The sequence below is a fragment of the Herminiimonas contaminans genome (assembly GCF_015645465.1).
GTDB classification, from domain to species: domain Bacteria; phylum Pseudomonadota; class Gammaproteobacteria; order Burkholderiales; family Burkholderiaceae_D; genus Oxalicibacterium; species Oxalicibacterium contaminans.
Window position 1 is genome coordinate 231124 of sequence record NZ_JADOEL010000003.1, and the last position, 15072, is coordinate 246195.

Consider the following 15072-nt stretch of genomic DNA (forward strand, 5'->3'; position numbering starts at 1 on the left):
GCGGCAATCAGTCGAATAGCGAGGCAAGTTGCCCCAAGCTCTCGTTTATGCCGCACCGTTCGGTAATATCCTGTTGTAAAAATGACTCTATTTTCGAGTTCAGGGCGATCGCCTCATCCAGCACAGGGTCGGAACCTGCACTATAAGCGCCCACGCTGATCAAGTCACGATTGCGTTGGTAGCGCGAAGTCAGCTGTTTCAGCTTGCGTGTCTGCTTCTGGTGCTCAGGCGTGGTGATGTTATGCATCGCACGGCTGATCGATTGTTCGATATCGATCGCAGGATAGTGACCGGCTTCAGCCAGCGAGCGGTTCAGCACGATATGGCCGTCCAGGATGGCGCGGGCGGAGTCGGCAATCGGATCCTGTTGATCGTCACCCTCGGTCAGCACGGTATAAAAGGCCGTAATCGAGCCGCCGCCTTCTTTACCATTACCGGCGCGTTCGACCAATGCTGGCAATTTGGCAAAAACCGATGGCGGATAACCTTTGGTCGCTGGTGGCTCACCGATGGCCAGCGCAATTTCACGTTGCGCCATTGCGTAACGGGTCAGCGAATCCATAATCAGCAAGACATCCTTGCCTTCATCACGGAAGTGTTCGGCGATCGCGGTGGCGTAAGCGGCACCTTGCAGACGCATGAGCGGCGGTGTGTCAGCCGGGGCGGCGACCACGACCGAACGAGCCAGGCCTTCCGCGCCCAGGATTTGTTCGATGAATTCCTTGACCTCACGACCCCGTTCGCCGATCAGACCAACCACGATCACATCGGCGGTGGTGTAGCGCGCCATCATGCCGAGCAAGACACTCTTACCGACGCCGGAGCCTGCGAACAGCCCCATGCGCTGGCCACGACCAACGGTCAGCATGCTGTTGATGGCACGCACACCGACGTCCAGTACATCGGTAATCGGAGCACGTGACAATGGATTGGCAGCGCGTACGTTCAGCGGCGCAGCATGAGCCGCATTGAGTGGTCCGAGATTGTCGAGCGGGCGACCAGCGCCATCGAGTACCCGACCCAATAGCTCTATGCCGACCGGCAGGTGACGACCGCGGTCGCTAGGACGACGGCGCGGGTGGGTAACGGCACCGGGACGCGGTAGCGATTGCACGACTTCGACCGGATACACGCGGGTGCCAGGGATGATGCCTTCGACATCGCTTTGCGGCATCAGGAATAAACGGTCATTTTCAAAGCCGACGACTTCAGCTTCGATGCGTGCACCGTTCGCCAGCGGCACGGTACAGGCGCTGCCGACCGCGAGTTTGAGTCCGACTGCTTCCATGACCAGGCCAGCGACACGCGTAATGCGGCCAGATACCTGCATCGGTTCGGCGATGTCCAGCAACATCCGGCAATCGCGCAGATAGGCTTGCCAGCGGCCGCTGTTGGGATGGTCGGTCAGCATCAGATCAGCCAGTCAGATTCTTTGCCGAGGGCCGCGGCGATGCGTTGCCAGCGGGTGGTGGTAGTGGCGTCGATTTGGTTGGTGACGGTTTCGACACGGCAGCTGCCTCTATCCATGTGCGGATCTTCGACTACACGCCAGGCAGCACTGCTCAGTTCATCGCCGAGGTGGGTGGCGATGATGGCGGCGTCATCCGGATGCAAATGCAGCATCGCAGGTTGTTGCAGCGTAGGCAGGTAGTGGATGGCTTCGCGTACCAGTGGAATGATGAGTTCCGGGCGCACGTTGAGCGCGGTTTTCAGCATTGCTTTGGCGAGGTCGAGTGCCAGGTCCAGCATATCGCTGGCGATCAGTTCGTTGGCTTGTGCAACTTCGGTGCCGAAGGTATCGGCGATATCCAGCAAGGTTTGCTTTTCCTGCTCGGCTTGCGCGCGGCCTTCGGCCAGACCGGCAGCACGACCTTCCTCCATGCCAGCGGCATAGCCTTCGGCATGCGCTTCCGTACGCGCGTTTTCGATTTGCTCGGCCATGGCTGCAATGTTTGCAGTGTGGGCGGCAGCGGCTGCATTCGCGGCTGCCAGTTCGGCGGCATGGTCTTTGACCGGTTCGACTTTGGCGCTGGGTTTTACTTCGTTGAACGAAGTCATTTCCCAACGTTGATAAGCGGACTGGCGCTCTTTCGGGATGACGTTAGACATAAGCATCTTCCGCTTTGCCGCCCAATGTCAGCTGACCTTCATCTGCCAGGCGGCGGATGATTTGCAGTATTTCTTTTTGATTGGTTTCGACTTCGGACAGACGCACCGGACCTTTGGATTCCAGATCTTCGCGCATCATTTCACCGGCACGTTGCGACATATTCTTGAAGAATTTTTCGCGTAGTTCTGGGGTTGCACCTTTGAGTGCAATGATCAGCGACTCGGACTGGACTTCGCGTAACAACAACTGGATGCCACGATCTTCGATATCCATGATGTTGTCGAAGACAAACATCTCGTCCATGATTTTTTGCGCCATGTCGTTGTCATAGCTTTTCAGATTCGCCATGACCGAGATTTCATTTTCACCGCTGAAGAAGTTGAGTATCTCCGCGGCAGCACGTACGCCGCCCATCGGTTTTTTCTTCAGGTTTTCATTACCAGTCAGCAGCTTGGTCAGTACTTCATTGAGTTCGCGCAGGGCGGCTGGCTGCACGCCATCCAGTGTCGCGATACGCAATACCACGTCGTTGCGCAGGCGCTCGGTAAAGCGTTCCAGTACTTCGCATGCCTGGTCACGTTCAAGGTGAACCAGGATGGTTGCAATGATTTGCGGATGTTCGTTACGCACCAGATCGGCGACTGATTGGCCATCCATCCATTTCAGGCTTTCAATACCGCTGGCATCGCGCGCACCGAGGATGCGGTTAAGCAGGGAAGCGGCTTTGTCGTCGCCCAGCGCCTTGGTCAGTACGTCGCGGATGTAGTCATCGGAGTCCAGGCCGAGCGAAGTGTTCTTCTCGGTTTCAGCACGGAACTCACTGAGGACGGCAACCAGTTCTTCGCTCTGGATGGCTTTCATCGTGGACATGGCTGCGCCCAGTTTTTGCACTTCGCGCGGACCCAGGTACTTCATCACTTCGGCTGCTTCGTCAGCACCGAGTGCGAGCATCAGGATGGCACCTTTATGTACGCCGTTATCAATCATTTCCCACCCACGATTTCACAATGTTAGCGACGACTTTAGGATCTTTCCTTGCCAGCTCTTTGGCAGCTTCCAGATTCTGTTGATACGTATTCTGTATGCCCATCGGTTTGCCATCTTCTTCCAGATGCATTTTCTCTACTGCTGCAGCGGTTTCATCTTCCAGCGACAGCGGTTCTGGCGGCGGTGGGTTCAGTTTGTTGAGCATAGGCTTCAACATTTTGCGATAGAGCATGAAGAGGATGATGCCGAGCGCCAGGTACTTGGCTGCCTGGATCGCCATCTCAATCACTTCTGGACGTTCCCACAGTGGTGGCTGCACGATCTCATCTTTTTCCACGCCGGCGAAAGGACTATTCACGACGTTCAGCGTATCGCCCCTATCCTTGTTGTACCCCATCGCTTCCTTGACGAGGTCACTGATCTGGTTTTTCTCTGTTTCGCTCAGAGGGACGATGGTGACTTTGCCGTCTTTCGCGACCACACGTTTGTAGTTGACGACGACCGCGACCGACAGGCGTTTCAAACCACCCATAGGTTGTTGTACGTAGCGGATCGTTTTATCCACTTCGAAGTTGGTAGTCGTGTCTTTTTGTGTCGGCTGCGCATTCGCAGCTGCGCTGGCTGCTGCAGCAGCAGCTGCGGCGGCAGGGGTACCAGGAGCGGGTGGATTGGTTGCAGTCGATGGTGTGCCGTCCGCTGCCAGTGGTGGTGCTGTTAACGGTGCAGTCGCATTCGGTGCAGGCTGGTTGGTCAATGCGCCTGGTACACCTGACGCGCCATTGCCGTTACCGCGCGATTCGCTGGTTTGCAGGCTGCGTACGGTAGCGCTGTTAGGCACCTGATTCGGTTTGTAAATTTCTGCAGCCTGTTCGCTGGTAGAGAAGTCCACATCAGCGGTTGCTTCCGCACGGATATTATTCACACCGACGATAGGGGTGATGATGGATTCAATACGTTTGGTGATGCTTTGCTGCAGTTCCTGTACATATTTCAGTTGTGACGGATCCAGCGTATTGGAACCGGCAGGTTTGTTGGTTTCTGACAGCAGATTGCCGGATTGATCAACGATGGTGACGTTTTTCGGCGACAGCTCAGGTACGCTGCTGGCGACCAGATGGACGATGGCGCTGACTTGCTGTTGATCGAGCGCGCGACCCTGACGCAGGTTGAGCAAAACGGAAGCGGTTGGTTTTTGCTGGTCACGTACGAAGACCGACGCTTTTGGCATCGCCAGATGGACACGTGCGGCCTGCACTGCGCCTACTGATTGAATCGAGCGCGCCAGTTCGCCTTCGAGTGCACGCTGGAAGTTGACCTGTTCGAGGAATTGGGAAACGCCGAGCTTTTGGTTTTCCATCAGCTCGAAGCCGACGCCGCCACCTTTAGGCAAGCCTTCAGCCGCCAGTTTCAAACGGATTTCGTGGACTTTATCGGCCGGAACCAAGATGGCACCGCCGCCTTCAGCGAATTTGTAAGGAACGTTGGATGCCTGCAGTGACGACATGATGGCACCGCCGTCGCGATCTGAAAAATTGGAGAAAAGCACCTTGTATTCCGGCTTTTGGCTCCACAGCACCAGTGCGATCATGACGGCGATTACGGCTGCGCTACCCAACATCAGCAATACCTTGCGTCCGTTCGGCGACTTCGCCATATCCATGAAGGAGTTCTGCATATTAGGGGTGGCGTTTGCCTCGGCCGGAACGCCAGGTGGCAGACCGCCTTCGCCTGCTACGACTACTGCCATGATTGTGCTCCTGCGTGGCTATCGTCAAATCGGATTGGTGTATTCATCGCTGTTCTCGCTATTCAAGCTTTTTTCCGTAGCTTGAATTGTCGGGCTTGCGGGGAATTTCAATCTTTGGAATAGAGCAATATTTCTATGGCTTATCAGCCCGATCCAAATCAGGGTGCGTGATAACTTGTCGAGGTAGTTTGAACACCCTTGTGGGCAACAGATCAAGATCAGCTTAGGCAATTATAGTGCTTGCAAGCAACAAGATGGAGAGAATGATGAAAGTCGGTGGAATTGATTCAAGCGCGATAGACGCGATGGTGGCACAGCTCAGAGCCGCCGCAGCGCGCTCCCAGCCTGCGGTGAATCCGCTGGGCGGGATGGCGCAACCGGAAAAGACGGCGACCCGCGCCGACTTTTCACAGGCCCTGAAAGCGTCGCTCGATAATGTGGCCAGTGCGCAGAGCACCGCCAATCAGATGGGCGAGAAATTTTCGATGGGGGATGACAGCGTCAATCTGTCAGATGTAATGATTTCGATGCAAAAGGCGAGTATTTCATTCCAGGCAACGGTGCAAGTACGCAACAAGCTGGTATCGGCCTATCAGGAAATGATGAATATGCAGGTGTAAGCAAGAAACAAATAAGAAAACGGGGCTGTTCAGCCCCGGTATTTTTCCTGCAGCACCCACTTCAGATTATCTTCAGATGCCGCATTGCGCGGCATCGTCTTCCCGCAGTATCCAGCTCAGTACTTATCTGAACCTTGAACCGACCCGGATTTAGCCGAGTCCGGTCGCTTTGGCGTTTTGCTCGCGTTCTATTTTGGTGATGTATTTTTGCACCACGGCGAGGGTGCCGTTCGATGGACGTATGAATTCACAGCCGAGGCGATTGATGCTTTTGCCATTGGTCAGCGTCAGTTCCAGCACATTGCGGACTTGCAGTGTAACGGTGATGACACCGCTGCCGGGTAAATCAATCTTGCAATTATCATAAGTCTGGCCTATGGCCGTACCCAGCAGTTTCTTTTCGTCGACGATGGAGATCCCGCCGCCGCTGATGTTGTGCAGGGTAGTGGGGATTTCGGTCGTGACGCCTTCCCGGGTGTAAGGAACGATGCAGGACACCGGAGAAGTCAGTGGTGTCGGTACGCGATAAAACTCACGACGCTGCAAGCGTATGACGCTGGTCGGCAAATCGATCACGAAAGCTGGCAGGTTTTCGTAGACGCAGCTTTCGGCCGATGGTGCGGTGAACAGGATGCGGATATTTTCCAGCACGGTTTCAAATGACAGACGTTTACTGTCCAGCACCCGCTGGTTCATGATCGCGGTCGGTGCACAATCCAGCAGGACCGTGTCATTTGTTTCGTCTATGTTGAGAATGGATGTGACAATTGTGTCGGCACCGTGATTGATGACCATACGGACCAGCTGGTTGCGCTCGCCTATGCTGCGCAGCAAGGCAATAACTTCCCGGCGTGAGCGAACCCGGAACGGGTTCATGTCGTCATTTTCGTAGTCGCTTACAAGTGTCATTATTATTTCTTTAAAACCGTAGGTAATTCACCGGCACTAAAAATTGCAACTGGTCATGATACATTGCCGCCGCCTTGTTGGGCAGCCTCAACGCGATATAACCACGCCAGGAGTTCCGCCACCGCCCGGTACAGGGCAGGCGGGATATGCTCATCCAGCTCAACTTGCAATAGAAGTGCCACCAACTCTTTCGACTCATGGATGGCAACGCCATGTTCTCTGGCGCGTTCTATGATTTGTTCGGCAATTGCACCGCGCCCTTTCGCCACGACACGTGGCGCCGAGTCATTACTCTGGTAGGCAAGCGCAACGGCTTGCTGGGGCGGGGTGGGTTTGTCCATCCTGTTATCCCCCTTGCTTCACCAGGAATGATTCCAGCGGCGATCCTGCTGCACCCAGTGCATCGGCCAGTAACTCGCCATGCGTACGCAAGGCGCTGGCGGTTTCTGCACTGGGCGTATTAACCTGTATTTGTACCCGGTCTCCTACCAGTCTGATGGATGCGGATACTGCACCCAGCGTCGGCAGGGAAAACTTTACTGTGCTGTTCCAGACCGGCTCCGGTTCGGCCTGATCTTTGCCCTTTTGCGGCGTTTCGTCCTTGATTTCCCATTCCAGCGGTTGCCCGGGGAATAGTTCGCCTTGCCACATGATGCGGCGCTGCTCCAGTGCATCGAGTTGCAGGCTGATCAGCTTGACCGCTTCGGTGCCCGCTACTTCAGGCTGTTTGTTGCTAACAGGTGCTATCGCTTCCTGCAGGTCGGCGCTGCGTGCCAGTACTGCTGTTTTTTGTACATCTGCGGGTTGGGCACGCTCACCTGTCACCAGGCCACGCAGATTATTGACGAGGTGATTCAGCCCGTTACCGGTTTCTGGTTCCGATGCCGGTGTCGGTTGTGGCGTACCGAGGATCGAGGTAGCAACGCGCTTGGCTGGTGGCTCACGCAGCAAGTCTGCCGTCGGACGTGCGCCGAGTGCCCATTGCGCCACGTGCGACTCATAGAACAGACCGCTGAAGGCTATCGTGTTCTGTAGGGCTGCGGCGATTTGCGGAGCGGGTGCGCCAGGAGTACTCAGCACCGGAGCTTTTCCGACCAGGGTAGTTGGCATGCTGCCTTCTTGCGTCTGCTGCAGCATATTACCGATCAGACGTCCGGCGTTACTCAGTGAGATAGTCGCACCGGGATCAGGTTTGCCGAGCAGGAAAGTAGGGCGTGGCTGGACCGCCAGCAGTGTCAGATCCAAGGTGTCGCCCGCTTTGGTGCCGGGCGGCAGCACCATGTTGGCAGGCGCATTATTGATCTTGACGAGGAAATTGCCGTCAGCCAGGCGTGACAACACTTGCGCCTGGTATTCCTTGCCAAGCGTAAGCTGGATGAGCCGGTCTAGTGATTCCTGTTTGGCTTGTCCCAACGCCGTTGCCGGCGTGGTTGCCTCGATCAAGATTACGGGCCGGGTACCTGTGATATCGGCCCGTGGCAGCATAAGTTAGTCCGGATTAATTCGAACGGCCACCGGCACCATAGGCGTGATTGAGTTTGCGCTCAGTCCCGGTACTATTGATGAGCATGGATAGTTTGGCCATCCATGGTTCGGTGATGTTACGGATTTCACGGTCATCAGCCAGGATCTTTTTAATGATCTCTACCTTGCGTTCACGCTCTGCACCTGTCAATGCAACCGGTGCCTCACCGTTTTTCAGGATGCTTACCTGCGCCGCACAGCGTTGTTCGAGTGCCGTCAATTCTTCCCAATCACCGCTGCGTGCAGCAGCCAGCATCTGATCGGTTATGGTCGCAACGTTTTCGTACAGACAAATGATTTCTTGTTCGTTCATCATCGATCAGGCTTTCATTAAACGGGACATGTTAGGCGCGAGTGCATCGTAGGAGGATGCTTGTATTTGTCCTGGCAATCCGTTCACCGGTGCCGGTGCGGCGGATTGTGGAGCGATTTCTTCCCATGCACTTTTAATATCGTTGAGCAGGGTTTGTACTTCCTGGATGATGGCCGGGTCGTTATTCAGGTTTGCGAGTAACAGACGTCCGCCCATGTATTCATACAGCGCATCAAGGTTGATAGCGATTTCGCCGCCTACTGATTTGTCGAGGCTGGCACGCAGGCCGTTTTCGATAATCATGATGGCTTTGGAAATGGCCTTGCCTTTTTCCGGGATGTTCCCCGCCTGCATTTGCTGTAATGCATTGTTGAGTGCGATTTGCGCACCTTCAAACAGCATGATGATGAGTTTGTGCGGATTGGCAGCTATCACGCCAGTTTCCATGCCAACCTTGGCATAGGCGTTTGCTCCGCTTTGCGATGATCCAAACATTGATGTCTCCCGGAGTTCTACTTAGCTACTCGAGCTGGTATTCGCAGCAATCGCGGCGAGCTGTTGTGTCAGATAAGTTTGCGTAGCCTGCATGCTGGAAACCAGGGTATCCAAAGCAGTGAATTGTTTGCGATAACGCGCCTCAATTGCCGCGAGGCGGACCTTGAATGCATCCGCATCATCCGTCAGGCGTTTGATGTTGCTGTTGAGACTGTTGGTATTGCCGGCGATCAGGCCGTCACTACCGATGAAGCTATCGGTGAGTTTGCTCAGGCGATCCGCATAACCTTGCGAGAAGTCGATTTTGCCGCGGCTACCCAGGGTGCCGCCGATAACTTCTATCTTTAGCCCAGCTGCATCCGAGCCTTTGGCTGCCGTCAGGATCTGGCCGGAGCCGGTGGCCAGCATGCCGCCTATGGTGCCTTCTACGTCGACACCATTGGTACCGCTAGATACCGAACCAAGCAAGGTTGAGACTGGTGTCCCGGTTTCAGAGTTAATGCTGATTTTGGAAGCGGAGCCGTAACGATCCGATTGCAAATTCAGGAAGCCATTGCTGTCTATGGTTGCGGTTACTTTGGAACCTGCCTTCGAAATTTCGGAGGCGCCGTTGATGGCAGACTGCACCATCGCCGCGAGTTCTTTCGCGGTGTAGGTACCTTCAGTCAAATTGATCTTTGCGCTGACGCCATCGAGCGTGATGTTCATCTTCGTGTTGGGCGCAATGGTGGTGCTGCCGGCATTCAGATTGACCGTGCCGGTCATCTCGGCGCGAGTGGCCAGTTTGGTGACCGTGATGTCGTAGCTGCCAGCCTTGGTGGCCGAACTTGAAGCATTGAAATTGATCAGGCTGTCGGTAGCCTTACCGACCGTGGCAAACAGGCCAGCGATGTCGTTGTAATTGCTCTCCATTACTTTGCTGAGCTTGGCGGAATCAAGCGCAAGTGTGCCGTCGCGTTGTACCGTCACGCCGAGCTGCGGCAAGGACATATTTGTATTGCTCAATCCTTCCAGCGACGCCGACAATGTCTTGCTGAGCTGTTCCTGGATGGTACGAGCCGTCGAGTCACCAACCAGCAGGCCACCGGTCTTGGTGGTGGCATCGTATGCGGTCAGTTTTTTGATGGTGCCGGTGAGATCGTTGTACGCTTTGATAAAGGCCTTGACGCTGGTCTCCACCGCAGCCGTATCCTTGGCGATGCTCATCGTGGTGTTGCCGATTTTGGAAACATTCAAGGTCACACCTTGTATCGCTTCCTTGACTTCATTCGTCGGGCTGTCGACGAAGAAGCCATTGACCGTCAATTGGGTGTTTTGTCCTGCGCTGTTTTGTTTCAGCGATTGGGTGCCGGCCGGATCGTATCCGAGCAGACTTTGCAAAGCCGGGTCACCATCGACATCGATCTTCATGCTGGAAACCGCACCGGTTTTATTCGATGTGAAAACCAGGTGATCAGGTGCCGCGCTACCGTTGGAAACCAGGGTGGCGGTTACGCCGATATTGGCAGCATTGACTGCATCGCGTATGCCTTGCAGTGAGTTGTCGCCATTCTTGATGGTGACGGTGCCGGTCGCCTGTTTGGCGTCTTGCGTGAAGGTCGCGCCGCTATATACACCGTCGGTCAGGGTGCCGCCGCTAATGGTGCCGAACTGGAAGGTCAGCGTCGTCGTTGCGCCCGTGCCGATCAGCGCGGTTTTGCTGGTTTGTCCCGCGGTGGACAGGCTGTGCGCCTGCGCCAGTTGTGTGACATTGATCTGATAGTTGCCGGTTGCTGCCTTGGTGCTTGCAGTACCGCTCAGGATAGTTTTGTCCGCAACCGTGGTTTGCAGGTTTTCAAAGGTCGAGCTTTTCCCCAGCGATGACATCGCTGTCTGAAATGCGCTGAGTGCGCCACTGAGGGTGCCGTATGCTGTTAACTTGGCTTGATAGCTCGCTTCCTTTTGCGCCATCAATGTCAGAGGCTGGCTTTCAGCCGTCATGAGATTGGTCAATAAGGTGTCGAGGGGTAAACCGGAGCCAACGCCGATTGATGAAACGGCCATTTGCTTCTCCTGCTAGAGAAAAACCACAATATATAGGAAGGCAGACGAGGGTAAGCCCAAGGTAAGAGGGTGATTTACCCGTCTGTTTGATGCAATTTATGCTTTTTGCTTCACCAACAAACCTTGCAACTTATCCAAGGCTTTGGAAATTTCGATCGCTTCGAGCGACGGCATCTGGCGTATGACTTCCTTCGTCTGTTGATCAACTACCTTGACGATGGTGCGATTGCTGTCTGAGTCGACTGTAAATTCCAGGTTGGAAGATAAACCTTGCAGTGCTTTGTTGATGCTTTGTAGTGCCTGGCCGACCTGGCTTTGCGCGCTGGCGGCATCCGGTTGCTGGACAGCTCCGGTGGTGAGCACAGGGGAAGAGACTGCTTTGGCTGCGGGATTTACCGCGCTGCTGACTGGCGACGGTTGCGGATCGATACGTGTACCTGCCTTGGCGCTACTAGCAATTTGTCCGATATCCATAATTGACTCCTGTTGTAACGAATCCCCGGCTACCAAAATGCAGCCGGGGATTCATTTCTTACTACGCTGCTGACGGGCTAGGATTAGCCACGGAGCAGAGCGAGCACGCCGTTAGGCAGCGAGTTCGCTTGTGCCAACATTGCGGTACCAGCTTGTTGCAAGATTTGACCGCGTGTCAGGTTAGCTGTTTCCGAAGCGAAGTCAGCATCCAGGATACGGCTGCGAGCTGCGCTCAAGTTTTCGCTGGTGGTGCTGAGCGAAGAAACAACTGATGTGAAGCGGTTTTGCAACGCACCCAGCGAAGCGCGGGAGGAGCTGATGTTTGCCAGAGCGGAGTCAATGACTTGCAATGCATCGTTAGCGCCGCTTGGGATACCGTTGGTCAGCGTGGTGATGTCGATGCTAGCAACCGACGACAGTGCGCTCGAGTTAGCAGCTGCGGCGAGCACGGTACCTGCAGCCGATGTGCCGACTGTGAACGAACCCGATGAGTTGAATGCCAGCGAACCACCGACAGTTGCCGAGTCACCTGCTGCTGCAGCATTTGCTGCACCACGAACCAGAGCAACGCCTGCACCGCTAGCACCGGTCAATGTGGTCGTGTTGTTTGCGGTAAGGTTGTTGGTTACACCGATGTCATAGCCTTGCGCTTGTGTCAGCGAGATTTTACCCGTAGATGTATCGGCAATTGCGTTGATGCCGGTTACGCCGGATTGGGCATTGATCGCAGCAGCCAGGCCGCCGACGTCAGTTGCGGTTGCCATTGTTGCCGTAACAGTAACTGGGTTAGCTGAACCGTCAGCTTTTGGTGCGCCTTGGATCGTGAACGATTGGCTGCCTGCAGTGAAGGCCGACAGGGTAGCAGTAGTTGTTGCTGTTGCAGTTACACCGGTCGAACCCGAAGCTGCATTGACACCTTTAGCGATAGCATAAGCGCTTGCGCCAACAGCAGCAGCGTAGGTTGAGGTTGTACCGTTACCTTGAACGGTGAATGTTTGTACTGCTGTGCTATTCGCACCAATGGTACCAGCGACTGTACCTGCAGTAGCAGCGGTGCTTGTGCCATTGCTTTTGATCGCATTGTTACCGATAGCGGACGCTTGGGTGTTGCCGATCGAGAAGTTGATCGTTTGGTTAGCATTTGCGCCGACTTGGAATTGAGCGTTGCTCAGCGAGCCGTCCAGAACGTTTTGGCCGTTGAACTGGGTTGTGTTAGCAACACGGTTCAACTCTTGTTGCAGTTGGCCGACTTCTTCTTGCAGCGAAGCACGGTCAGATGCGGAGTTGGTGCCGTTGGCAGATTGAACTGCCAGGGTACGCATACGTTGCAGCAGGTCGGTTGCTGTTGCCAGACCACCCTCAGCTGTTTGCGTCATCGAGATGCCGTCGTTGGCGTTACGCGCTGCCTGGTTCAAGCCGTTGATCTGGCTGGTCATACGATCAGAAATTGCCAAGCCTGCAGCATCATCTTTTGCGCTGTTAATACGCAGACCTGAGGACAGGCGTTGCAGCGAAGTAGCGAGGGAAGATTGCGATGCGGTCAGGTTGCGTTGTGAATTCAGCGACGAGATGTTGGTATTAATGACTGCGGCCATGTTAATTCTCCTGTTGTAGTCCGATGGAAGTCCGACTGAAGCACTTCAACGTCTGCTGTGCGATTTATTGCATATGCAGCGTCGTTGTAAGTTTTATCGGACGGTTCCGGGAAAAGTTTAGTGAAAGACTGAAACTAATTTTTTCCCGGTCTCGCCCGAACTGCAGCCAGATATGTCCTTTGTCGGTCGCTATCTGGAAAATCTTTAAGAAAATAATGTGAGATTTAAAACAAATAAAAAGAGAAATCGCCCTTAATTTTTCCGAATTCCTGTCGAATGGGAAGTTGCCAAAAAGCACACTATCTGGCTTGTTTGAGCAGTCAGTCGCAGCAAAAAATAATTGCAAAATATTGTGAAAAAGTGACGGCGTGCCGAAGAATCAATAAAAAGCCCCGCATCTCTGCAGGGCTTTTATTGCTTAATTCGTCATTAAAGGCCGTTTTTACCGCCTCTGTTTAAGCTTATTGCGCCGGGATGACGCGATTTTTGCCGGCTTTTTTCGCTTCGTAGAGGGCGATGTCTGCACGTTTGATCATCGCGGCCTGGTCTTCCAGCTCTTTGCGCAGGGCAACGCCGGCACTGAAAGTCATCAGCAGGCGTGTGTGGTTGTGCATGAAAATCTGTTTGGTCAGCTCACGTTGTAGGCGCGTGATGGTCATGATAGCCTCCTCCATTGGGGTATCCGGCAGGACGATGAGGAACTCTTCGCCACCGAAACGGGCGATGACATCCATAGTGCGCAGCGTTTCCTTGATGACGCGGACCAAATGGATCAATGCTTCATCACCAGCGATGTGGCCATACTTGTCGTTGATCTGTTTGAAATCGTCCAGATCCAGCATAGCGATGCACAGTGGCGTTGCACGTCTGTCGGCACGTGCTATCTCGCGTTCCAGCACATCATCCAGGCCGCGGCGGTTGAGACTGCCGGTGAGCTGATCTTCACGCACCAGTTCGCTCATCTGTTCAAGTTGCTGTTCCAGATTATGTATGCGTGCTTCTGCATCTTCGACATCCTTGCGTGCTGCCAGTACGATGTCACGCGAGCGCAGCGCTTCGGTTTGCGCGATACGTGTTTCGCGTTTGACCTCGTCGAGGATTTTGCTCAGCTTGTTGATATCCGCAGTTTGTGTGAGTTCTTTTGAATACCGGTCAATTTGCTGGTGGTAGTTGCCGGTGCTATTGGCTATGTCTGCCAGACGATCGATAAATGTGTTGACCATGTTTTTGACGGAAACCTTGGCGTCGTTGATGCTGTTCTTCAACGTGCCTTGTTTGTAGATAACTTCTTTCAGACTGCGCATCACTTCATTGAGCGCAACGTCATTGATAGGCGCCGAAATCAAATCGCGTACTGCTTCAATCTGTCCGTGCATCCATGAGTCCTGCTCCAGCAGGCCGCCTATGTTTTCCAGCAGCAGGCGGAACAATCGCAACAGCATTTCCTGCTGCTGCGCCATGTCGCCGCTCTTGAGTTCGATCTTGAAGCAGAGTTGCTTGAGCTTGCCGGAGACTTCATTCAGGCTGGCTTCGGTTTTCGCATCCTTGATCGAGCGGCCGAGTGCCTCTGCCTCCGCGGCTAGCTCAGGGGCACCCTGCAAGAGGGAAGCCACTGCCAACGTCAGTGTGCGTGTAAGCAAATCGCGCAGGAGGGCAGGTTGTGGATCGTCAACCAGGGACAAACCGGCGCTGCTGGCAGCAACCGGGGCTGCCGCGGTATTGGCGGCACTATTGGTTTGTATCGCCAGCTGTGTCTGGTAATGCTTGACCAGTTGCGTCAGTCCCTTGCTGAAGTCTGGCCAGTACGAGGTGGAGGCGGCTTCTTCCAGGGTTTTGCCTATGATGGCGACACCGTCTGGTGCCGTCGATAAGGACGCGGCAAACTCGCTCAGGATTTCTTCCGGAGTGGGTTGCGGCGTATAACCAGCGATCTCGTCGTAAATGGCGCGATAAGCGTCCGGGGTCGGGGCTATTTTGCGGACGGCCAATTGGCGAAAGGCTTCTCGTGCGATTTCAGCAGGGTTTTGTGGCGGGGTGTCTCGCTTGTCTTGCATGAATGCACGCGCGTTTCTTTATTGTTGATGGACCGGATATCGGCCTGTTTCGCAATAATATAACTATGCAGACAAGTCTGATAAGGGGATTAAGCAGGCAAATGCTGACCACTTTGACGCTTTATCCAAAATGCAACAAAAACCGCCAAATGGCACGGCTTTCCTTGTCTTAAAGCTAAAGATTGTGAGCGCAGGCAGAGC

General features: G+C 54.5%; 14 protein-coding genes. 1 reads left to right on the plus strand and 13 read right to left on the minus strand.

What is annotated here, in order from left to right:
• Window positions 1-7: 7 nt before the first annotated feature.
• From fliI to fliF, 4 genes are read right to left on the minus strand one after another with little or no spacing between them, the layout of a single operon-like run.
• A complete protein-coding gene (gene fliI, locus IXC47_RS05595) occupies window positions 8-1411 on the minus strand; it encodes a flagellar protein export ATPase FliI (RefSeq protein WP_175626684.1) in 1404 nt (467 codons plus the stop codon).
• The gene (fliH, locus tag IXC47_RS05600; RefSeq protein WP_175626685.1) at window positions 1411-2109 is read right to left on the minus strand and encodes a flagellar assembly protein FliH; all 699 of its coding nucleotides are present in this window, start codon (window positions 2107-2109) and stop codon (window positions 1411-1413) included. The genes fliI and fliH overlap by 1 nt, the downstream gene beginning before the upstream one ends.
• Window positions 2102-3097, minus strand: a complete 996-nt coding sequence (fliG, locus tag IXC47_RS05605; protein ID WP_175626686.1) for a flagellar motor switch protein FliG — start codon at window positions 3095-3097, stop codon at window positions 2102-2104. The genes fliH and fliG overlap by 8 nt, the downstream gene beginning before the upstream one ends.
• Window positions 3090-4844 carry a flagellar basal-body MS-ring/collar protein FliF gene (gene fliF, locus IXC47_RS05610; RefSeq protein ID WP_195874950.1) on the minus strand — a complete coding sequence of 585 codons (1755 nt, stop codon included), beginning with the start codon at window positions 4842-4844 and terminating at the stop codon, window positions 3090-3092. The genes fliG and fliF overlap by 8 nt, the downstream gene beginning before the upstream one ends.
• A 266-nt stretch (window positions 4845-5110) precedes the next feature.
• Between fliF and fliE the strand changes: the two genes are divergently transcribed.
• Window positions 5111-5464, plus strand: coding sequence for a flagellar hook-basal body complex protein FliE (fliE, locus tag IXC47_RS05615; RefSeq protein WP_175626869.1), 354 nt, complete (start codon window positions 5111-5113; stop codon window positions 5462-5464).
• Window positions 5465-5614: 150 nt separating this feature from the next.
• Here fliE and IXC47_RS05620 read toward each other — a convergent pair whose 3' ends face one another.
• The 9 genes from IXC47_RS05620 to IXC47_RS05660 form a co-directional block, all read right to left on the minus strand.
• Window positions 5615-6373 carry a flagellar brake protein gene (locus tag IXC47_RS05620; protein ID WP_175626688.1) on the minus strand — a complete coding sequence of 253 codons (759 nt, stop codon included), beginning with the start codon at window positions 6371-6373 and terminating at the stop codon, window positions 5615-5617.
• A 53-nt stretch (window positions 6374-6426) separates the two neighbouring features.
• Complete coding sequence (locus IXC47_RS05625; RefSeq protein WP_175626689.1) at window positions 6427-6714, minus strand: EscU/YscU/HrcU family type III secretion system export apparatus switch protein; 288 nt, start codon at window positions 6712-6714, stop codon at window positions 6427-6429.
• A 4-nt stretch (window positions 6715-6718) separates the two neighbouring features.
• Window positions 6719-7816, minus strand: a complete 1098-nt coding sequence (gene fliK / locus IXC47_RS05630; protein WP_230089409.1) for a flagellar hook-length control protein FliK — start codon at window positions 7814-7816, stop codon at window positions 6719-6721.
• A 55-nt stretch (window positions 7817-7871) separates the two neighbouring features.
• Window positions 7872-8213 (minus strand): flagellar protein FliT, encoded by a 342-nt coding sequence (locus IXC47_RS05635; protein ID WP_407651071.1) that lies wholly within the window; start codon window positions 8211-8213, stop codon window positions 7872-7874.
• Between the two features lie 3 nt (window positions 8214-8216).
• Window positions 8217-8705: a flagellar export chaperone FliS gene (gene fliS, locus IXC47_RS05640; RefSeq protein ID WP_175626691.1), complete on the minus strand. Its 489-nt coding sequence runs from the start codon at window positions 8703-8705 to the stop codon at window positions 8217-8219.
• A gap of 21 nt (window positions 8706-8726) precedes the next feature.
• Window positions 8727-10748, minus strand: coding sequence for a flagellar filament capping protein FliD (gene fliD, locus IXC47_RS05645; protein WP_175626692.1), 2022 nt, complete (start codon window positions 10746-10748; stop codon window positions 8727-8729).
• A 96-nt stretch (window positions 10749-10844) separates the two neighbouring features.
• Window positions 10845-11222, minus strand: a complete 378-nt coding sequence (locus tag IXC47_RS05650; RefSeq protein WP_175626693.1) for a flagellar protein FlaG — start codon at window positions 11220-11222, stop codon at window positions 10845-10847.
• Window positions 11223-11305: 83 nt separating this feature from the next.
• A complete protein-coding gene (locus IXC47_RS05655) occupies window positions 11306-12817 on the minus strand; it encodes a flagellin N-terminal helical domain-containing protein (RefSeq protein ID WP_175626694.1) in 1512 nt (503 codons plus the stop codon).
• Window positions 12818-13278: 461 nt separating this feature from the next.
• The gene (locus IXC47_RS05660; protein WP_195874952.1) at window positions 13279-14871 is read right to left on the minus strand and encodes a GGDEF domain-containing protein; all 1593 of its coding nucleotides are present in this window, start codon (window positions 14869-14871) and stop codon (window positions 13279-13281) included.
• Between the last annotated feature and the right edge of the window lie 201 nt (window positions 14872-15072).